The organism is uncultured Albimonas sp., from assembly GCF_963977235.1.
Classification (GTDB): domain Bacteria; phylum Pseudomonadota; class Alphaproteobacteria; order Rhodobacterales; family Rhodobacteraceae; genus Albimonas.
Genome location: NZ_CAXBOD010000047.1, coordinates 19,517 through 38,835, shown reverse-complemented (window position 1 = coordinate 38,835; position 19,319 = coordinate 19,517). Strand labels below are relative to the sequence as shown.

Here is a 19,319-nt window from a genome sequence, read left to right as displayed (position 1 = left end):
CGCTGCCGGTCGACGGCGGCCGCCTGATCTGATCGCCGTTCCGCCCCCCCCCCCGACGCGGGGGCGGCCCGCCCGTCCAGTCTCCAGGAGGAGGGTCCCGATGACCTCGACCCGCGATCACGGCGCCCCGGTTCTCGACATCGATCCCTATGCCGACGCGGTGCTCGAGCGTCCCTGCGAGACGTGGAAGGCGCTGCGCGAGGCCGGCGACGTCGTGTGGCTGCCGAAATACGGCGTCTACTGCATGGGGCGGCACGTTACCGTCCGGCCGATGCTCAAGGACTGGGAGGCGTTCTCGTCGACCGGCGGCTCGGGCCTGGGGGACATCCGCAAGCCCGACGCCTGGCGGCCGGGCTCGCCGATCGTCGAGGTCGATCCCCCGCGCCACACCCACGTCCGCCGTGTCCTGCAGAAGATCCTCTCGCCCGGAACGATCCGCAGCTGGCAGGAGACCTTCGACCGGATCGCGCAGGAGAAGGTCGCGGCCCTGCTGGCCGCCGGCGGCGTGATCGACGGCGTGAAGGACTTCTCCGAGGACTTCGTCGCCGCGACCTTCCCCGACGCGCTGGGGCTCAAGGACGGGCCCGAGCGCACCGAGAACCTCTATTTGCTGGGCGAGCTGAACTTCGACGGCCAGGGTCCCTTCAACGAGCGCTATCGCGCGACCCAGGCCAGAGCCGACGCGATCGACGACTGGTTCAGGTGGTCGATGACCCGCGGCGCGATGGTCGAGGGCGGTTTCGGCGCGCAGATATTCGAGGCCGCCGACCGGGGCGAGATCGAGCCCGAGGTCGCCCCCCTGCTGGCGCGCAGCTTCGTGCGCGGCGGGCTCGACACCACCGCGGCCACGATCTCGGCGGCGCTGATGCACCTGGCCGCGGACCCCGGGCAGTTCGAGAGGCTGCGCGCGGACGAGACGCTGGTCCGCGGCGCCTTCGACGAGGCGATGCGCATGGAGACGCCGATCCCCAACGTCTGCCGCCTGACCATGCGAGAGGTTCAGGTGGGCGACGCGCTGCTCGAGGCGGATGCGAAGGTGCTGATGATCCTCGCCTGCGCCAACCGCGACGAGACCGCGTTCGAGCGTCCCGACGCGTTCGACATGACGCGCGACAACCGGTTCTCGGTGGCGCTGGGCGAGGGCGTGCATCGCTGCATCGGCCAGATGATCGCCAAGGCCGAGGGCGAGGCCGCGCTGCGCGCCGTGGCCCGACAGGTCTCGGCGATCGAGCCCGCGGGCGTCCCCGTGCGCCGTCTGAACAACAACCTGCGCTCGCTCCGGAGCCTGCCCCTGCGACTCACCGCGGCCTGAGCGGCGGCCGAGGCCCCGCAGGAACCGCAAGCCCGCAGGCGCCGGTTTTGGGTCCGGGCTGGCCCCCTCCGCTGGCGCCCCCCGACGCCGGCAGGGTCCCGCGCGCGCCGGCGCGCCCGCCTCAGTCCTCCAGCGGCAGGTTGCGCCCGCCGCACCAGCCGCCGTCGACGACGATGGTCTGGCCGGTGACGAAGGACGCGTCCTCGGAGGCGAGGAACGCCACCACCGAGGCGATTTCCTCGGGCAGGCCATGGCGGCGCATCGGCGTGTTGGCGATGAAGTTGCGCTGGTAGAGCGGGTTCTCGCGCACGTTCGCCCGGGTCATCGGCGTCTCGATGCACCCGGGGGCTACGGCGTTGACCCGGATCCCCTCGGGCCCCAGTTCGGACGCCAGCTGGTTGGTCATCTGGCGCACCGCGGCCTTGGTCGGCGCATAGGCCGCCGTCCCCGGATATCCGACGAAGGCCAGCGTCGAGGAGGTCGAGATGATCGTCCCGCCCGGCCGGGTCAGGTGGGGAAGCACGTCGCGCGTCACCCGCATCACCGCCAGCAGGTTGATGGCGAGGAACCGCTCGAGCAGGTCGTCGTCGGAGTCTTCCAGCCGCTTCGAGCCGCCGATCCCGGCGTTGTTGAACAGGATGTCGATGCGTCCGAAGGCGTCCAGCGCCGCCTGCGCCAGCCGCGCGCCCGCGTCCTTGTCGGTGACGTCGAGCACCAGCGGCGCGGCGCCGATGCGCGCCCCCGTCTCGGCCACGTGCGCCTGCCGGTCGGCGATCAGCACCTGCGCGCCCTCGGCCACGAAGCGTGCGGCGGTCGCCGCGCCGATGCCGCCGGCCGCGCCGGTGACGATGGCCACGCGGCCTTCGAGCCTGCGAGGGATGGTCATGGGACGGTCTCCGGTCAGGGGGCGGGGGCAGGGGGCGGGCTTGGCCTCGGGCAGGGGGCGAGCTCGCTGAAGGCGTCCGGCCGGACGCCCGCCGTCCGCATCGCGACACGCCGTCTGCCGGGCGGCAAGGACGCCGGCGCCGGAGGTTCCTCGCGCTCTGTCGCAACCTCCTGTCCGGAGAATGCTAGGAGGCGAACGGGCGGCATGCAATGCGAATGAATTGCGAGCGCTCTCCCCGAACCTCCCAGGCGACACGCCAGCCGCGCGCCTGGCCGTCCCGCGGAGACTGCGGACGCGCCGCACCCTCGACGTCGGCGACAGCAAGCCCGGCCGCCCCCCGGCGTCGCCAGGGACAATCCGTCCGGCGCCGCGACGCGGGGCGAGGCCCGCCGTCGGGATCTCTCGCGGACCCAGGGGCGGCCGCGTGGCTTGCTGCAGCGCGGATCAAGCCAACCGCCTGCGATCGGGTCGCGGCGGCCGTCGAGGCGGCGGGCGTTTAGCGAGGGGCTGGCGCGGCCTGCGCCCCTCGGACATGCTCGTGCCCGATCAGCGAAGGAGCGCCCATGACCCCCCACGCCCCCGACCCCGGCCCGATCCAGGCGGATCTCGAGGCGCTCGTCGCGCTCGAGTCCCCGACCGAGGACGCCGCCCGCGTCACCGCCGCCATCGCCGCGGTCGAGACGCGCCTGCAGGCCGCGGGGGCCGAGGTCGCCCGGATCGGGGGGCGCGAGGGGTTCGGAGACCACCTCGCCGCGACGCTGCCGGGCGGGCGCGAGGGGGCGCCGGTGCTGGTGCTGTGCCATCTCGACACCGTCCACGCGGTCGGCGCCTTCGGGGCCGAGCCGGTCCGCGTCGCGGGCGACCGGCTGGTCGGCCCCGGCTCGGTGGACATGAAGGGCGGCGTGGCGCTGGCGATCGCGATGGTGCGCGCGCTCGCCGCCGATCCCGCGCCCCGACGCCCGATCCGACTGCTGTTCACCTCGGACGAGGAGGTCGGCTCCCCGACCTCGCGCGCGTTGATCGAGGAAGCGGCCGCGCCCGCCTCCCATGTCCTCGTGACCGAGCCCGCGCGCGAGGGCGGCGGCCTGGTGACCGGCCGGCGCGGGGTGGGGCGCTACGTGGTCAGGGCCCGCGGCCGCCCGGCGCATTCCGGCCTCGACCACCCCTCGGGGCGCAGCGCGATCCGCACGCTGGCCCGCGCGATCCTCGAGATAGAGGCGATGACCGACTATTCGCGCAACGTCGCCCTCAATGTCGGCACGGTGACCGGGGGCACGGGGGCCAACACGGTGCCCGAGCACGCCTCCGCGCTGGTCGACCTGCGCATCGACGATCCCGCGGACGCCGAGGCGTTCGACGCCCGCATCAAGGCGCTGACCAGCCCCGACGAGGGCGTGGTCCTCAGCGTCGAGGGCGGCATCAACCGGCCGCCCTATCGCCGGACCCCGGGGATCGAGGCGCTGCTGGCGATGGCGCGCGAGATCGGCGCCGACCTCGGGCTCGCGCTGCCCGACGTCCATACGGGCGGCGGGGGCGACAGCTCCTTCGTGGCGGCCACGACGCCGGTGCTCGACGGGCTCGGCGTGGCGGGCGGGGGCGCGCACACGCTGGGGGAATGGGTGGATCTCGGCAGCCTCGCGCCCCGCGCGGCGCTTCTGGCGCGCCTCGCGGATCGTCTGGCGCGGGAGTGATCGGGGCGCGACAACGCCCCGTGGTTTCGGCGCGGCATATATGCAGGAAATGCGGGCGGGCCGGGCGCCGGGCTTGCGCCGGGGCCTCGGCTCGACCGATCCTGCCTTGCGCAAGGCGATGACGGGGGGGCTGGCGATGCGGGGTCTGTTGATGGCGGCGGCGCTGCTGCTGGGCGCCTGCACCTCCCAGGGCCTGCCGCGGCTGCCCGACACGGCGCCGGTCGAGCCGCTGGTCAGCCTCGCGGCCATGCTTCCGGCTGACGCCCCCGCGCCCTCCGGCGCGCAGGTGCAACGGATCGTCGAGCGGCGCTGCGTGGTCTGCCATGGCTGCTACGACGCGCCCTGCCAGCTGAAGCTGGTCTCGGACGAGGGGCTGACCCGCGGCGCCTCGCCCGCCGACGTCTACGACACCGAGCGGCTGGGCGACGCGCCCCCGACGCGGCTCGGCCTCGACGCCACGACAGAGGCGGGGTGGCGCGATCTGGGCTTCCACTCGGTGCTGGCGCGCGCGCAGGAGGACGACCCGGCCTCGAGCCTGATGGCGCGCATGCTGGCGCTCGGCCGCGCCGCGCCGTTCGAGCCCGACGCGCCGCTGCCCGCGACGCTGTCGCTCGACCGCGACCGGGCGCTGGCCTGTCCCAAGGCCGGTGCGTTCGAGGCCTATGCCGCCGCGGCCCCGCAGGGCGGCATGCCCTACGGCACGGCCCCGCTGCCCGAGGCGGAGTTCCAGGCCCTGGGCGCCTGGACGCTGGCCGGGGCCCCGCTGCCGAGACGCGAGACCGCGCCCTCGCCCGCCGTCGCCGCGCGCCTCGCCGAGTTCGAGGCGTTCCTCAACGCCCCTGATCCGCGCGGCCGGCTGGTGGCGCGCTATCTCTATGAGCACCTGTTCCTCGCCCATCTGCATGTCGAGGGCGACACGCCCGACCGCTTCCACCGTCTGGTCCGCTCGCGCACCCCGCCCGGCGCGCCGGTCGAGCCCGTCGCCACACGCCGGCCCTACGACGATCCGGGCGGCGCCTTCAGCTACCGCCTCGTGCCGCTCGCCGAGGCGATCACCCACAAGGACCACCTGGTCTACGAGATCGGGCCGAGGCGCCTCGCCCGCCTGCGCGCGCTGTTCCTGGGCGAGGCGTGGCAGGCCGGCCCCGCGCCCGGCTGGGGCGCGGCCGGGGCCAACCCGTTCCTCGCCTTCGCCGCGATCCCGGCGCAGGCGCGCTACCGCTTCCTGCTGGACGACGCGCTGTTCTTCGTGCGCGGCTTCATCCGCGGCCCGGTCTGCCGGGGCCAGGTGGCCACCGACGTGATCGAGGACCGCTTCTGGGTCGCCTTCCTCGCGCCCGAGGCCGACCTCTCGACCACCGACCCGAGCTTCCTGGCCGAGGGCGCGCCGCTCCTCTCCCTTCCCGCCGCCGCGGCCGAGGCGCGGGCCTTCCGCCGCCTGTGGTTCGCCCTGCACGACCGCCATGCCGAGTGGCTGTCCTTCCGCGACGCCCGCTACGCCGCCAGCCCCGCGCACCGCGACGGCCCGACCCTGGCCTCGCTCTGGGCGGGCGAGGGCCCCGGCTCGACCGAGCTGCTGACGGTGTTCCGCAACGACGACAACGCCACCGCCGTGGCCGGATTTGTCGGCGACACGCCCAAGACCGGCTGGGTGATCGACTACCCGATCTTCGAGCGGATCTTCTACGATCTGGTGGCGAGCTACGATGTGTTCGGCTCGCTCGAGACGCAGCTGACCACCCGGCTCTACATGGATCACCTGCGCCGCGAGGCCGAGGACGTGTTCCTGTCCTTCCTGCCGCCCGACGTCCGTCAGCCGCTGCACGAGGCCTGGTATCGCGGTCCGCTGGCCGACCTGCACGCCTCGTGGAACGAGCGGCGCGTGCAGGACCGCCGCCCGACGCAGGTCGCCTTCGCCAGCGACGACCCCAAGGCCGAGCTGCTGGCCGCGCTCCCCGCCCGGGCCCCCGCGCGCTGGCCCGAGGATCGCCTGAACCGCTGTCCCGACGCCGCCTGCGCCGGCCTGCCCGCGGTCGAGCGCACGCTGGCGCGCCTGGCCGGGCAGGGCGGCGACTGGGCGCGATACCTGCCCGACGTCGCGCTGCTGCGGGTCACCGGGCCTCGCGCGCAGGTCTTCACGCTGTTCCACGACAAGGCCCACAGCAATGTCGGCCTGCTGTTTGGCGAGACGCGGCGCCGCGAGCCCGAACGCGACCGCCTGACCCTGCTCGCCGGCCAGGCCGCAAGCTATCCCAACCTGTTCTTCGAGGTTCCCGCCGCGCAGCTCGACGCCTTCGCGGCGGATCTGGGCGCCATGCGCTCGCAGGCCGACTGGCTCGCGGTGGTCGCCCGCCACGGCGTCCGTCGCGCCAGTCCCCGGTTCTGGGCGGTGGCCGACGCGATGACCGAGGACATGATCGCCCAGGATCGGGTGCAGGCGGGGCTGCTGGACCTCAACCGATACCGCGACCCCAGACCCGGCGAGGCGGAGGACTGATCGGCCCGCGGCTCGCCCCCGTCCGGCCCCCGGCCCCCCAAGCGCGGCGCCGCGGCCCCAGTCGCGCGCCTTCCGCGCCCCGACGACACATTCCGTCTTGCGGAACCTCGACCGTTTTCTCCAAGAAGGACGGGCCGAGGCGGGACGTATGCCCTATCTCCGTTGCAGAGCAGCAAGGCGCCAAGCGGGAAAAGCCCGCAGCCTCCCGATGTTACTGACGAGGAGTCCGCTATGGTCTTCGCTCGCTCGAGCTTGTCCGCGTCGCGCCACGCAGGGGCCGCGACCCTGTCGACCCTGCCGCGTTTCGCCAGCCTTCTGATCCTGGCCGGGGGCCTCGCGCTCGCCGGCTGCGCCCAGCCTCAGCCGCCTTCGGCCGAGGACGCCGCCGCGCTGGCCCCGACCGAGGCCGCCGAGACGGTCGCCGAGGTCGCCGCCAAGCAGGCGCCCGAGACCTATCAGGCGCTTCTCGACAGCCATGGCGTGCCGTTCCAGGTGCCCGCGACCGGCAAGGCGATCCTGGTCAACGTCCCCTCCTACGAGCTGATCGCCTTCGAGGACGGGGAGCCGGTGCTGCGCAGTCGGGTGATCGTGGGCCGCGACATCGCCGGCGACCGCACGCCGGAGATGACGACCGAAACGTCGGTGGTCCGGTTCCGCCCCACCTGGCGGCCGACCCCGATGATGATCCGGCGCGGCGACTACGAGGACAAGACCTGGCCGCCGGGCCGCAACAACCCGCTGGGCCTGCTGGCGATCCGGCTTGAGCCGGGGATGCTGATCTACCTCCACGGCACCAACCGCCCCGAGCTGTTCGACAAGCAGGGCCGCGCCCTGTCGGGCGGCTGCGTGCGGGTCGAGCGCTGGGACGAGGTCGCCGCCTGGGTCCTGGACGTCGACGTGGACGAGGTGCACCGCCTGGCCAACGGCGACCGGACCTTCGACATGGACACCTCCGGCGTGCCGGTGATGGTGCGCTACTTCACCCAGTTCCCCGACGCCGACGGCGAGCTTCAGGCCCACGCCGACATCTACGGTCAGGGCGGATCCAGCTACGGCGTGGCGATGGACGTGGCCGCGCTGCAGTAAGCCCGGCGGCGCGCCCGCCCGCCTTCGGCGACCCACCCCGGACCCGCCCCGCGGGCCCGGGATTTCGGGCGCGACCCCGACGCCCACGGCCGCGATCCTGACGGGATCCCGACCCGCCGGCCTCCCACCTTCGCAACGCGCCCGCGGGGCCCTCGTCGCTTTCGCCGCAGATCGCCCCGTCCCGTTTACGAACCCTTTGCCTTGTTGAGGAATGATCCCCGCGAGCGCCGGACTCGGTCCGGATCGACGGAGGGCGGCATGATCCTGGTCGCGCGCAGCGAGCCTCGCCTTGCGGTCATCGTGATGGCCGCCGTGGCGCTGTCCGTGATCTTCGCCACCCTCCTGGTCGAGGCGCGCATGCAGACGCGCCTGCGCGCCCAGGCGCTCGAACGCAACGCCGCCGAGGCCGACTTTCGCGCGCAGCTGCTCGCCACCCGGGCCGAGGGATACCTGCGCCTCGCCGACGGGCTGTCGCGGGTGCCGCCGCTGGCGGGGCTCGACCGTGTCGCGGCGACCGGGATCGACCCGCTCGACGGCTCCACGCGCGAGCAGTGGCTCGCGCGGCTGTCGACGATCTTCCTCTCGACCCTGCGGGCCGAGGAGGTGGTGTTCCAGGCCCGCTACCTCGACGCCACGGGGCGCGAGGTGGTGCGCCTCGACCGGCTCGACGGACGCCTCGCGCGGACCGAGGCGGCGGCGCTGCAGAACAAGAGCGCGCGCGCCTACGTGCGCACCGCCGTCGCGCGCGGCGTCGCGCCCGCCTTCCTGACCCCGGTCGAGATGAACCGGGAGCGGAACGTGCTCGATCCCCGTCGCATCCCCACCCTGCGGGCCATCGCCCCCGCGCTTGGCCCGGACGGGCGGGTGCTGGGCTTCGTCGTGCTGAACCTCGACCTGCGCCCGATGCTGGCGGACGTGGCGCCCGAGTCCGGGCCCCGCGACCTGCCGCGGATCGTCGACGCCCTCGGCCGCTATGTCGTCACCCTCGATCCCGCGGGGATCGAGGCGATGGCCCGGGGCCTGCCCGGCGCGGCCTGGAGCGACCTGCCCGGGCTCGCCGACCGGGCCGCAGACGACACCGCCTTCCCCTTCGCGCATGCCGAGGCCTCGCGCGACGGCGAGGCGCTGGTCGTCGCCACCCCGCTGCGCTTCGCCCGCATGGTTCCCGCCGCCGACTACATGCTGATCTGGACGCGGCCGGCCGATCGGGTCGACGCGCTGCTCAGGGCCTCCTGGATCGACTCGCTGCTGGCGGGCGTGGTCGCCATCGCGGCGACGGGGGGGATGGCGCTGCTGCTCGGCCGGCGCATGGCTCGCCCCCTGCGCCGGCTCGCCGCCGCGGGGGAGGCCGTGACGGCCGGCGCCGATCCCGACGCCGTCGCCTGGCCGACGGACGGCGTGCATGAGGTCCGGCGCACCGCCGCCGCCTTCCAGGAGATGGCGATCCGCGCCCGCGACCGGTTGCAGGAGATCCGCGCCCGCGAGGCGCGGCTCGAGGCGGTGATGGACGGCGCCGTCAACGGCATCGTCTCGATCGACGCGCTCGGCCGCATCCGCTACGTCAATCGCGCGCTGCTGGAGATGTTCGGCTACGGGCGCGAGGATCTTCTGGGCCGCAACGTCTCGATCCTGTCGCCCGAGCCGCACGCCTCGGCCCACGACGACTACCTGCGCGCCTACGCCCGCACCGGCCAGGCGCGCATCCTCGGCCGCCCGATCGAGGTCGAGGCCGTGCGCGCCGACGGCGCCCGGTTCCCGGTGCGCCTCGCCGTCTCGTCCCACCGCGTCGACGGCGCGCGCACCTTCACCGGTCTGATCGCCGACCTGAGCGAGGAGCGGCGGACCGAGCGGATGAAGGCCGAGTTCGTCTCGACCGTCAGCCATGAGCTGCGCACCCCGCTGGCCTCGATCAAGGGCGCGCTGTCGCTGCTGCGCTCGGGCGTCGCGGGGCCGCTGCCGGAGGCCGCGACCGAGATGCTGGACATGGCCCAGGCCAATGGCGAGCGGCTGATCCGCCTGATCAACGACATCCTCGACATCGAGAAGATCGCCGCGGGCGAGATGCCGTTCGAGCGCACGCGCCTCGACCTGCGCGCGCTTGCCGAAGCCTCGCTGGCCGAGATGAGCTCGATGGCCGAGGCCCGCGGCGTGCGCCTGGTCGCGGCGCCCCCCGACCACCCCGGCCCGGCGGAGGTCGTGGGCGACCCCGGCCGCATCGGCCAGGTGCTGGCGAACCTGGTCTCGAACGCGGTGAAGCACTCGGACCCGGGCGACGTGGTCGAGGTCTCGGTCAGCCGGGCGGAGGAGGGCTGGCGCGTGTCGGTGACCGACCAGGGGCCCGGCGTGCCAGAGGCGTTCCGCGAGCGGGTGTTCAGCCGCTTCGCCCAGGCCGACGGCTCCGACAGCCGCGCGAAGGGCGGCACCGGTCTGGGCCTGAGCATCGCGCGCGCCATCGTCGAGGCGCACGAGGGCGAGATCGGCTTCGAGTGTCCCCCGGGCGGCGGCGCGGTCTTCGCCTTCCGCCTGCCCGGCCCCTCCTCCGGCCCCAGGACCGAGTCCTGGCGCGCGCCCTTCGTGATCGTGTTCAGCCACGATCCCGACCGGCGCCGCTTGCTGGTCGGCGCCGTGGCCGAGATGGGTTTGACGCCCGAGCCGGCCGACTCGGCCGAAGCCGCCCGGCGCCTGCTCGAGGGGGGCGCGCCGGCGGCGGTGCTGATGGACTGCGGCGCGGCCAACGAGGCCTGCCGGCAGATCGTCGAGGATCTGCGGCGCATCGATCCCAACGCCGGGATTCCCGCCCTGATGCTCGCGCCCTCGCCGGCCGACGCCGCCGCCGCCGAGCTCCTCGCCGCCCCGCTCGAGGTGCTCGAGTGGCCGGCCGAGCGCATCGACCCCCAGCGTCTGCGCTGCATGCTCGCCGGCCGGCTGGAGCGCGGCGCGCGGGTGCTGCTGATCGAGGACGACGACGACCAGGCGCGCCTGCTGACCCGCGCGCTGGAGGGGCTGGCCATGACCGCGCGCGCGGGCAGCTGCGCCGCCGCGCGCCAGATGCTCGAGGCCACGGCCTGGGACGCGGTGATCCTCGACCTGCGCATGCCCGACGGCCGCGGCGAGAGCCTGATCGGCGCAATCCGCGAGACGCCCGCCGACACGCCGCTGGTGCTGGTCTACTCGGTCGAGGAGGCGCGCGGCGCCCTGCGGGCCGAGGTGGACGGCGCCTTCCTGAAATCGGTGATCGAGCCGGGCGCGCTGGCCGCGGCGCTCTCCGATCTGTTGCAGCGTCGCCCTGCCGGTCTCTGTGGCGCGGACGACCCCGGAAAGGAGCTGACCGATGCCGCCCCCGGAGCGTGAGCTGAGGCGCATCGCCTGCGTCGAGGACGAGCCTGACCTGCGCCGCATCTGCGAACTGACGCTGACCCGGCTCGGCGGTTTCCAGGTGCAGGTCTATCCCGACGGACCCGCGGCGCTGGAGGGGCTGGGGGCCTTTGCGCCCGACCTGGTCCTGCTCGACGTGATGATGCCGGGCCTCGACGGGCCCGCGGTGCTGGCGCGGATGCGCGCCTGCCCGGACCTGTCCGGCCTGCCGGTGGCGTTCATGACCGCCAAGGCGCGCCCCGAGGAGATCGCCCGCTTCCGCGCTCTGGGCGCCTGCGAGGTGATCGTGAAACCCTTCGATCCGATGACCCTTTCAGACCGGTTGCGAGGGATCTGGGCGAGGCTGGAGACGCCATGATCAACGCGGGATTGAGGGGCGAGCTGCGCAATCTGATCGCCGGCTTCGTGGCGAACATGAGCGTCATGACCGCCGAGATGGAAGCTGCGGTCGAGGGCGGCCGCCGCGGCGGGGTCGCGAGCGTCGAGGCCTGGGAGCTGCTGCGCACGGTGACCCACCGGATCTCGGGCAGCGGCGCCTCGTTCGGTTTCACCGAGATCGCCGCGATCGCCCGCCGCATCGATCTGCACGCCGAGGCGACGCTGGCCGCGGGCGCCGAGGCCGCCGCCATCACGCCCCCCTGGGACGACCCCGATGTCACCCGCGACCTGCCGGCCCTGCGACGGCTGGTGGACGGGGCCGAGCCGAAGGATTCGCCGCTCTACCCCGCGGAGTGATCCTCGCCCGATGCCAGACGCGCGCCGCCGGCGACGTTGCCCCGCCGTGAGCCGTCCACATGGCGGGCCCGGACACATGGGCCCGCCAGCCGCAGGCCCGCCAGCTGCAAGGCCTGGGATCTCCGCGCCCTGGGGCTCGTCCGACCAGGGCTCCGGGCGGCCGCCTTGCGCCCCTCGGCGAGGTCGGGACGACCGGTCCCGCGCAGGGGGCGGCGTTCAGCGCTCGGCGAGCTGCGCCCAGGGGCGGGCGCGGGCGTCGGCCTCGGCGAAGGCGGCGATCGCGGACGCGTGGGACAGGGTCATGTCAACGTCGTCCCAGCCGTTCAGCAGCTTGGTGCGCCAGACCGGGTCGATGGCGAACCCGATGGGGCCCGCCCCCGCGCCACGGATCTCCTGCGCCTCCAGGTCGACCGTCAGCGCGCCGCCGTCGGCCAGCGCGCTCAGCAGCGCCTCGGCCTCGTCCTCCTGCACCGTGGCGGGCAGCACGCCGTTGTTGACCGCGTTCGAGGCGAAGATGTCGCCGAAGCTGGGCGCGATCACGCAGGCGAAGCCGAAGTCGGCCAGCGCATAGACCGCCGCCTCCCGCGAGGAGCCGCAGCCGAAGTTGCGCCGCGCCACCAGGATCCGGGCGCCGGGATGCGCCGCAAGCGGAAACGCGGGGTCGAGCGCCCCGGCCGCGTCCCGGCGCAGGTCGTGCAGCAGCACCTCGCCATAGCCCTCCGAGCGGGGGCGGGACATGAAGCGGGCCGGGATCAGCTGGTCGGTGTCGACGTTGGACATCGGCAGCGGGCAGGCGGGGGCGGTCAGGGTGGCGAAGGGCGTCACTGCTCGGTCTCCCCCAGGATCTCGCGGACGTCGGCGAGGCGGCCGGTCAGCGCGGCGGCCGCGGCCATCGCCGGGCTCATCAGGTGGGTGCGCGCGCCCGGTCCCTGGCGGCCCTTGAAGTTGCGGTTGGTGGTCGAGGCGCAGCGCTCGCCCGGCGCCGCGATGTCCCCGTTCATGCCCACGCACATCGAGCAGCCCGAGGCGACCCATTCCAGCCCCGCGTCGGTGAAGATCCGGTCCAGCCCCTCCCGCTCGGCCTGGGCCTTGACGATCATCGAGCCGGGCGAGACCAGCCCCGGCGCCTTCGCCCGCCGTCCCTTCAGCACGGCGGCCGCGGCGCGCAGATCCTCGATCCGCGCGTTGGTGCACGAGCCGATGAAGACCCGGTCCACCGCGATCTCGGTCAGGCGCTGGCCCGCCCGCAGGCCCATGTAGTCGATCGCCTCGCGGGCATGGGCGGCGCGCGAGGGGTCGGCGATGCGTGCGGGGTCGGGCACCGTGCCGTCGATGGGCAGCGCGTCCTCGGGCGAGACCCCCCAGGTGACCGTCGGGGCGATCTCGGCGGCCTCGATCGCGACCTCGCGGTCGAAGCCCGCGTCGGGGTCCGAGGGCAGGGCCTCCCACGCCTCGACCGCCCGCGCGAACGCCTCGCCCGAGGGGGCGTGCGCGCGGCCCTTCACGAAGGCGAAGGTGGTCTCGTCGGGCGCGACCATCCCGCAGCGGCCGCCGGACTCGATGGACAGGTTGCACAGCGTCAGGCGGCCCTCCATCGACAGGCCGCGGACCGCCTCGCCGGCGTATTCGATGGCGTGTCCCCGCGCGCCGTCGGCCCCGACCCTGGCGATGAAGGCCAGCGCCATGTCCTTGGCGGTGATCCCGGGCGCCAGCCGCCCGTCGAAGCGCACCCGCATCCGCTTCGGGCGCCGCTGCCACAGGGTCTGGGTCATCAGCACATGGGCGACCTCCGAGGCGCCGATGCCGAACGCGATGGTCCCGAACGCGCCGTGGGTCGAGGTGTGGCTGTCCCCGCAGACCATGGTCAGCCCGGGCAGGGTGAAGCCCTGTTCCGGCCCCATCACGTGGACGATGCCCTGGCGAGGGTCGTTCAGGCCGACCAGTCTCACGTCCTGTTCGGCGGTGTTGCGCTCCAGCCGGCGGACCATCTCGGCGATCTGGGGCTGGGCCTGGTCGAGATCGCGCGTCCGCGTGGGCACGTAGTGGTCGGCGATGCCGATGGTCAGCTCGGGCCGCGAGACGCGCGCCCCCCGCTCCCGCAGCCTGGCGAAGGCGTGGTGGGAGCCCTCGTGCACGAAATGCCGGTCGATCCACAAGAGCGACTGGCCGTCCTCGCGCTCATGGACGACGTGCTGGTCCCAGATCTTGTCGAACAGCGTGCGGGGGCCGGGGGTTGCGGTCATGGCGGGCGCCTCCTCGGGCGGAACTATCGGGGGTCGCGGCGGCGAATGCGAGAGGGCGGGCGTCAGAGGGACGCGAAGGCGGCGGGGCCGAGGCTGTCGAGCCAGTCGGCATAGTCCTCGGTCGCCTGCTCGGGCGTCATGAACGCGAAGTCGAAGTCGCGCATGAAGCGGGCCGCGTCGATGGGCGCGCGCGTCCGGGTCAGGTCGTCGTTGTAGGCCAGATCGCCCTCGTCGCTCGGGCCTGCGGTCATCGACCATTCGGCCGGCATCCGCCGCCCCAGCGCCTGGGCCAGCAGGTAGGGCCGCCAGCAGGCGGAGGCCGAGAGGTTGTAGAGGTCGTGGGGCGGCGCCTCGGCCCGCAGCAGGATCGTCAGCGCCCGGGCGATGTCGCGCGCCGAGGTCCAGTCGCGCCCGCCCGCGGGCGACATCGCGACGGGCAGGCCCGTCAGGATGCGCTTGGCCGTCTGGAAGGGCGGGGACAGGGTCTCGCGCACGCCGGTGTCATGCTCCCAGGGGCCGAACAGGGCGGTGATCCGGGCCCGCACGGTGGTCAGCCCGTCGCGGGCGGCCTCGGCGACCAGCGCCTCGGAGGCGAGCTTGGTGAACCCGTAGAGGCCCGCGGGCGTCGGCTCTCGCTCCTCGGTCACGGGGACGCCCTCGAAGGGGGCCGCGCCGTAGACGGCCGAGGAGGACGGGTAGACGACGCGCCCCACCCCGGCGCGGCGGGCTTCCTCGAGCAGGATGGCGGTGGACAGGGTGTTGACCTCGATCGCGAGGCGCGCAGGCGTCAGGGCGGCCTGCGGGCCCAGCGTGATCGCGGCGGCGTGGACGACGCCGGCCGCGCCCGCGAGCGCCCTCGCCATGGCGGCGCGGTCGCGCACGTCGGCCTGGATCACCTCGACCCGGCCGGGCAGGGCGCAGAAGCGCGCCAGCGCCGCCTGGGGCACGGGGCGGTCGTTGAGCGCGCGCACATGCTCGCCCTCGCTCAGCAGATGTTCGACCAGGTTCAGGCCGACAAAGCCGCCGGCCCCGGTCACGAGATATGTCATGCGATTTCCCTTGCGGCCTTGTGGCCGGAGTAGACGGCCTCGACCGCGGTGCGCGGCGCCGCGGCGTCGCCCACCTGGACGACGGGCAGTCCCTGCGCCCGCAGCGCCCGCCACAGCGTCTGGTCAGAGGCGGCGTGGTCGGCGAGCACCACCGCGCTCAGGCTTGAAAGCGTCTCGGTCTCGCCGGACGAGAGGTCCTCGAGGGTCAGCGTCTCGCCGTCCCAATGGGTTGCGCGGCGCAGGGTGCGGATGCGCACGCCGGCCTCGCGCAGGCGCCTGGCGGTGGCGAGGGTCGAATAGATCGTGGTCCGCCAGGCGAAGGCGGCCGGCGCCGTCAGCAAGGTCGCGGGCTTGCCCAGATCGGCCAGCCGCTCGATGACCGAGATCGCGGTCCACTCGCCCGTCAGGTCCACGAAGGCGATGCGCTCGCCCAGCGCGTCGGGATCGGCCAGCGCCTCGGTGGGCGAGTGCACGCGCGCGCCGCCGGGCAGGGCGGGCCGCGTGGGGACCGATCCGGTGGCGAGCAGCACCGCCTCGGCCCCGAAGTCTCCGATCGCCTCGGCGTCGGCCTGCCGGTTCAGCTCCACCCTCACCCCGAGACGGTCGAGCGCCGCGAGCTGGTGGGCGAGGAACCGGCCGAACTCCGTGCGTCTGGGCATCGCCTCGGTCCACAGCAGCTGGCCGCCGAGACGGCCCGAGGCCTCCCACAGCGTGACGTGGTGGCCGCGGGCGGCGGCGGTGCGCGCGGCCTCGATCCCCGCGGGGCCGCCGCCGACGATCAGAACGCGGCGAGGGATGGCGGCGGGCAGGGTCTCGGGCGGGGCCCAGTCGCCCTCGACCCCGGCCATGGGGTTGACCAGACAGCGCAGCGGCAGGTTGCGCTCGAGGTTCTGGGCGCAGCCCTGGTTGCAGGCGATGCAGGGGCGGATCTCGTCCTCGCGATCCTCGATCGTCTTTCGCACGATCGCGGGTTCGGCGAGGTGGGCGCGGGCCATGGCCACCGCGTCGGCGGTCCCCTCGGCGATGGCGGCCTCGGCCTGCGCGAGCGTGGTGAAGCGGCACACCGCGATCACCGGGGCGGGCTGGCCGTGGATGCGCAGCGTGGCGCGGATCCGGGCCGGCAGCTCGCGGAACGGCGCGGGGTCCATCGCCATGTCGGCCATCTGCGTGGCGAGCGAGTATGACGCGTGATAGGCCGAATGCGAGACGTTGAAGAAGTCCACCCGCGCGGCCTGCGCCAGCAGCACCGCGGCGCGCTCCGCCTCGGCGATGTGCAGCCCGCCCTCGACCCACTCCTCGCCCGAGAGGCGGATGCCGAGGCACTGGTCCGGACCTATCGCCTCGCGCACCGCGCTCAGCACCCGGATCGGGAAGCGCAGACGGTTCTCGAGGCTGCCGCCGTATTCATCCTCGCGCGCGTTCGACAGCGGCGAGAGGAACTGTTGCAGCAGGTGCCCGTGGGCCATCTGCAGCTCGATCCCGTCGAAGCCCGCGGCGACGAGGTTCTTCGCGGTGGTCACGTGGGCGGCGACCGCCTCCTCCATGTCCCATTCGTCCATCGGCCGCGGGGGCAGGGCGGTTCCCGACCAGGGCAGCGCCGAGGGCCCCCACGAGACGGTGCGCTCGAAATCCCCCTCCACCTGCCGGCCCAGGTGGATGATCTGGCCCAGGATCTTCGCGCCTTCGGCCTGCACGGCGCGGGTGATCCTGCGGAACGGCGCGATGCAGGAGGGGTCGAACCCCTGCACCGCCTGCGGCCGGCCCAGCGAGTTCAGGTGCACCCGGATCGATTCGAAGACGATCGCCCCGACCCCGCCCCGCGCCCGCGCGACGTGGTAGTCGAGGTGGCGCTGCGAGGGCAGGTGAGCCTCGCCGAAGTTGGTGGTGTGGGCGGGCGACACGATGCGGTTGCGCAGGCGGATCGGGCCGAGGTCCAGCGGCGACAGCGCGTGGGGGAACGCGCCGGATCGGTCAGCGGGCATGGGCCGTGTCTTCCTCCTGCCGACGCGCGGGGGACGCGCGAGGTGGGCGCGCTTGCCCCTGCGGGGTCGGGCGCGGCATGTTTCGATGGGTCCGGACAATAAGGGTGTTGACGGAACCTGTCACCTCTTTCATACAGGATTTGCCTCATGTGCAAGACAGGTGAAAGAGCTCCGGTGAGACAGGCCACCGATCCCCTCAAGACCCAGCGCGTCTACCTGCTGCTGCGCGACCAGATCGTCTCGGGCGAGCTGGCGGCCGGCGCGCGCCTGCCGGGGGAGCCGACGCTGGCCGAGGATCACGCGGTCAGCCGCGTCACCATCCGCCGGGCGCTGGGGCGACTGGCCGAAGAGGGGCTGATCACCAAGCGCGCGGGCTCCGGCACCTATGTGCGCGAGGCCGAGCCGCGGGTGCGCGCGGCCATCGCCGACGTCTCCAACGTATTCTCCAACCTGATCGAGATGGGCCGCACCACCGAGGCGCGGCTGCTCGCCTTCGACTACATGGCGCCCCCCGCCCCGGTGCGCGAGGCGCTGGGGCTCGAATCGGACGAGCGGGTGCAGCGCTCGGTCCGCGTGCGCCTGGTCGACGGGGCCCCGTTCTCGCACCTCACCGCGCATGTGCCCGAGCGGATCGGCCGCGACTGGACGCGGGACGAGATGAACCGCGAGCCGCTGCTCTCGCTGATCGAGCGGGCGGGCCTGACCGCGGCCCGCGCCACGCAGGAGATCTCGGCCGTGCTGGCCGGGCCGGAGGTGGCCGGCGCGCTCGACGTCTCGGTCGGCTCGCCGCTGGTCTCGCTGACCCGCGTGGTGTTCGGGCCGGAGGAGGAGGCGCTGGAGCATCTCCAGGCGCTCTACCGTCCCGACCGCTATCACCTGTCGATGGACCTGGTGCGCACCGGCGGCGCGACCGACGGGCGCTGGAAGCCCGCCGCCTCCGCCCGGGCCCCGGCCGACGAGAAGACCTGAACCAGAAGCGGACAGGCCGGAGCCCGGCCGAAGCCGCCCGCAACCCCGACAGCGCAGAAGGCGAAAGCCGACAGGAAGGTGAGCTGATGACCAAGATCACGGGACAGACCCGCCGCACGATCCTCAAGGGCGGCGTGGCGGCCGCGGCGGCGGCGACGCTGGGCGCGCCCACGGTGCTGCGCGCGCAGCCCGCGCCGGTGAAGATCGGCCTGTTGCAGCCGATGTCGGGCTTCCTCGCCCAGGCCGGCGACCTCGCCAGCATCGGCGCCCGCTTCGCGGTGGACGAGATCAACGCCGCGGGCGGCATCAAGGCGCTGGACGGCGCGCAGATCGAGCTGCTGATCGGCGACTCCAAATCCAACGCCGAGGCCGGCGCCCAGGAGGTCGAGGCGCTCAACGAGGCCGGCGTGGTCGCCATCGGCGGCGGCTTCGCCTCGGGCATCTCGCTGACCGCCACCCAGGCCGCGGCGCGCCACGACCTGCCGTTCCTGGTCGACAGCGCCACGGCGGATTCGATCACCGGGCGGGATCTGGCCAACACCTTCCGCCTCGGGCCGAACTTCTCGATGGCGACCGAGGTGGCGCTGCGCAACCTGATCAAGCTCAACGAGGCCGCGGGCAACCCCGCCAAGACGGTCGCGCTGGTGCATGAGGACGGCCTCTTCGGCGCCGGCCTCGCGAGCGTGATGCAGGAGAAGCTGCCGGGCCTGGGCTTCGAGATCCTCGAGACGATCTCCCACCCCACGCCGGCGCGCGACATGTCCAACGTGGTGCTGCGCCTGCGCTCGCTGCAGCCCGACCTGGTGATCCCGTCGCACTACTACAACGAGTTCGTGCTGATGGCGCGCACCATGCAGCAGCAGCGCGTGCGCCCGATGGGCGTCTACGCAGTGTTCGGCGGCGCGGCCTCCTCCTACCAGTTCGTGGCCGAGTACCCCGAGGCCGCCGAGGGCGTCTTCGACTGCAACCACTGGGGCGACCCCTCGAACCCCACCGACGCCGAGCTGAAGGCCGAGGTCGAGGCGCAGGGCAAGCACTACGCCTACAACACGCCGATCAACTACTCGGTGATCAAGGTCCTTGCCGAGGCGATCGAGAAAGCCGGCGCCGCGGACCGCGAGGCGGTGACCGAGCAGTTGAAGACCGCCGAGTTCGGCGCCGGCGTGATGCCCTACGGCACGACCAGGTTCGGCGCCGACGGGCAGAACCAGAACGCCCTGCCGCTGAACACGCAGGTGCAGGACGGCAAGATCAACGTGATCTACCCCGATGAGTTCGCCCAGTCCGAGCCGGTGTTCCCGGTCAACGGCTGATCGAAGCCCCCCGGGGCCGCGTTCGCCGCGGCCCCGATCTGAACAGCCTTGGCCGCGTTCGCCGCGGCCCCGATCTGAGCAGCCTCGGCCGCGTTCGCCGCGGCCCCGATCTGAGCAGCCTCGGCCGCGTTCGCCGCGTCCTCGACCTGGACAGGTTCGGCCGCGCCCGCCTCGGCCCCGA

At 73.8% G+C, this 19,319-nt stretch carries 14 protein-coding genes; 9 read left to right on the top strand and 5 right to left on the bottom strand.

Annotated elements, in window-relative coordinates:
- Window positions 1-100 precede the first annotated feature (100 nt).
- Window positions 101-1,312, top strand: a complete 1,212-nt coding sequence (locus AAC134_RS17970; protein WP_339950505.1) for a cytochrome P450 — start codon at window positions 101-103, stop codon at window positions 1,310-1,312.
- A 121-nt stretch (window positions 1,313-1,433) separates the two neighbouring features.
- Here the strand turns inward: AAC134_RS17970 and AAC134_RS17965 are convergent, their stop codons facing one another.
- Window positions 1,434-2,198, bottom strand: a complete 765-nt coding sequence (locus tag AAC134_RS17965) for an SDR family oxidoreductase (RefSeq protein WP_339950504.1) — start codon at window positions 2,196-2,198, stop codon at window positions 1,434-1,436.
- Window positions 2,199-2,761: 563 nt separating this feature from the next.
- On the opposite strand from AAC134_RS17965, the gene AAC134_RS17960 reads away from it, so the two are divergent.
- From AAC134_RS17960 to AAC134_RS17935, 6 genes are all read left to right on the top strand, one after another.
- A complete protein-coding gene (locus AAC134_RS17960) occupies window positions 2,762-3,889 on the top strand; it encodes a M20 family metallopeptidase (RefSeq protein ID WP_339950503.1) in 1,128 nt (375 codons plus the stop codon).
- A 106-nt stretch (window positions 3,890-3,995) separates the two neighbouring features.
- Window positions 3,996-6,386 (top strand): fatty acid cis/trans isomerase, encoded by a 2,391-nt coding sequence (locus tag AAC134_RS17955; protein WP_339950502.1) that lies wholly within the window; start codon window positions 3,996-3,998, stop codon window positions 6,384-6,386.
- Window positions 6,387-6,617: 231 nt separating this feature from the next.
- Window positions 6,618-7,472, top strand: coding sequence for a L,D-transpeptidase family protein (locus AAC134_RS17950; protein ID WP_339950501.1), 855 nt, complete (start codon window positions 6,618-6,620; stop codon window positions 7,470-7,472).
- A gap of 258 nt (window positions 7,473-7,730) precedes the next feature.
- Entirely contained in the window at window positions 7,731-10,823 is a 3,093-nt protein-coding gene (locus tag AAC134_RS17945) for an ATP-binding protein (RefSeq protein ID WP_339950500.1), read from the top strand.
- Window positions 10,804-11,205 carry a response regulator gene (locus tag AAC134_RS17940; RefSeq protein WP_339950499.1) on the top strand — a complete coding sequence of 134 codons (402 nt, stop codon included), beginning with the start codon at window positions 10,804-10,806 and terminating at the stop codon, window positions 11,203-11,205. Before AAC134_RS17945 ends, AAC134_RS17940 begins: the two co-directional genes overlap by 20 nt.
- Window positions 11,202-11,582, top strand: a complete 381-nt coding sequence (locus AAC134_RS17935; protein ID WP_339950498.1) for an Hpt domain-containing protein — start codon at window positions 11,202-11,204, stop codon at window positions 11,580-11,582. The genes AAC134_RS17940 and AAC134_RS17935 overlap by 4 nt, the downstream gene beginning before the upstream one ends.
- A gap of 216 nt (window positions 11,583-11,798) precedes the next feature.
- Here AAC134_RS17935 and leuD read toward each other — a convergent pair whose 3' ends face one another.
- The 4 genes from leuD to AAC134_RS17915 all read right to left on the bottom strand — a co-directional run bounded on the left by leuD (window position 11,799) and on the right by AAC134_RS17915 (window position 16,856).
- Window positions 11,799-12,407 carry a 3-isopropylmalate dehydratase small subunit gene (gene leuD / locus AAC134_RS17930; RefSeq protein WP_339950497.1) on the bottom strand — a complete coding sequence of 203 codons (609 nt, stop codon included), beginning with the start codon at window positions 12,405-12,407 and terminating at the stop codon, window positions 11,799-11,801.
- Window positions 12,404-13,825: a 3-isopropylmalate dehydratase large subunit gene (gene leuC / locus AAC134_RS17925; RefSeq protein ID WP_339950496.1), complete on the bottom strand. Its 1,422-nt coding sequence runs from the start codon at window positions 13,823-13,825 to the stop codon at window positions 12,404-12,406. Before leuC ends, leuD begins: the two co-directional genes overlap by 4 nt.
- Before the next feature lie 62 nt (window positions 13,826-13,887).
- Window positions 13,888-14,874 (bottom strand): NAD(P)-dependent oxidoreductase, encoded by a 987-nt coding sequence (locus AAC134_RS17920; protein ID WP_339950495.1) that lies wholly within the window; start codon window positions 14,872-14,874, stop codon window positions 13,888-13,890.
- Window positions 14,871-16,856 carry an FAD-dependent oxidoreductase gene (locus tag AAC134_RS17915; RefSeq protein WP_339950494.1) on the bottom strand — a complete coding sequence of 662 codons (1,986 nt, stop codon included), beginning with the start codon at window positions 16,854-16,856 and terminating at the stop codon, window positions 14,871-14,873. Before AAC134_RS17915 ends, AAC134_RS17920 begins: the two co-directional genes overlap by 4 nt.
- A 174-nt stretch (window positions 16,857-17,030) precedes the next feature.
- Here AAC134_RS17915 and AAC134_RS17910 point away from each other — a divergent pair, with 174 nt between their 5' ends.
- Window positions 17,031-17,825 (top strand): GntR family transcriptional regulator, encoded by a 795-nt coding sequence (locus AAC134_RS17910; protein ID WP_339950493.1) that lies wholly within the window; start codon window positions 17,031-17,033, stop codon window positions 17,823-17,825.
- An 86-nt stretch (window positions 17,826-17,911) separates the two neighbouring features.
- On the top strand, window positions 17,912-19,138 hold the full coding sequence (locus AAC134_RS17905; RefSeq protein WP_339950492.1) for an ABC transporter substrate-binding protein: 1,227 nt from the start codon (window positions 17,912-17,914) through the stop codon (window positions 19,136-19,138).
- The last annotated feature ends 181 nt before the right edge of the window (window positions 19,139-19,319 follow it).

Excerpts from the sequence above, each read along its gene's own strand:
- AAC134_RS17915 (WP_339950494.1), bottom strand. The coding sequence starts at position 16,856 with ATGCCCGCTGACCGATCCGGCGCGTTCCCCCACGCGCTGTCGCCGCTG.
- AAC134_RS17950 (WP_339950501.1), top strand. The coding sequence starts at position 6,618 with ATGGTCTTCGCTCGCTCGAGCTTGTCCGCGTCGCGCCACGCAGGGGCC.
- AAC134_RS17965 (WP_339950504.1), bottom strand. The coding sequence starts at position 2,198 with ATGACCATCCCTCGCAGGCTCGAAGGCCGCGTGGCCATCGTCACCGGC.
- AAC134_RS17905 (WP_339950492.1), top strand. The coding sequence starts at position 17,912 with ATGACCAAGATCACGGGACAGACCCGCCGCACGATCCTCAAGGGCGGC.
- AAC134_RS17970 (WP_339950505.1), top strand. The coding sequence starts at position 101 with ATGACCTCGACCCGCGATCACGGCGCCCCGGTTCTCGACATCGATCCC.
- AAC134_RS17960 (WP_339950503.1), top strand. The coding sequence starts at position 2,762 with ATGACCCCCCACGCCCCCGACCCCGGCCCGATCCAGGCGGATCTCGAG.
- AAC134_RS17935 (WP_339950498.1), top strand. The coding sequence starts at position 11,202 with ATGATCAACGCGGGATTGAGGGGCGAGCTGCGCAATCTGATCGCCGGC.
- leuC (WP_339950496.1), bottom strand. The coding sequence starts at position 13,825 with ATGACCGCAACCCCCGGCCCCCGCACGCTGTTCGACAAGATCTGGGAC.
- AAC134_RS17940 (WP_339950499.1), top strand. The coding sequence starts at position 10,804 with ATGCCGCCCCCGGAGCGTGAGCTGAGGCGCATCGCCTGCGTCGAGGAC.
- AAC134_RS17920 (WP_339950495.1), bottom strand. The coding sequence starts at position 14,874 with ATGACATATCTCGTGACCGGGGCCGGCGGCTTTGTCGGCCTGAACCTG.
- AAC134_RS17945 (WP_339950500.1), top strand. The coding sequence starts at position 7,731 with ATGATCCTGGTCGCGCGCAGCGAGCCTCGCCTTGCGGTCATCGTGATG.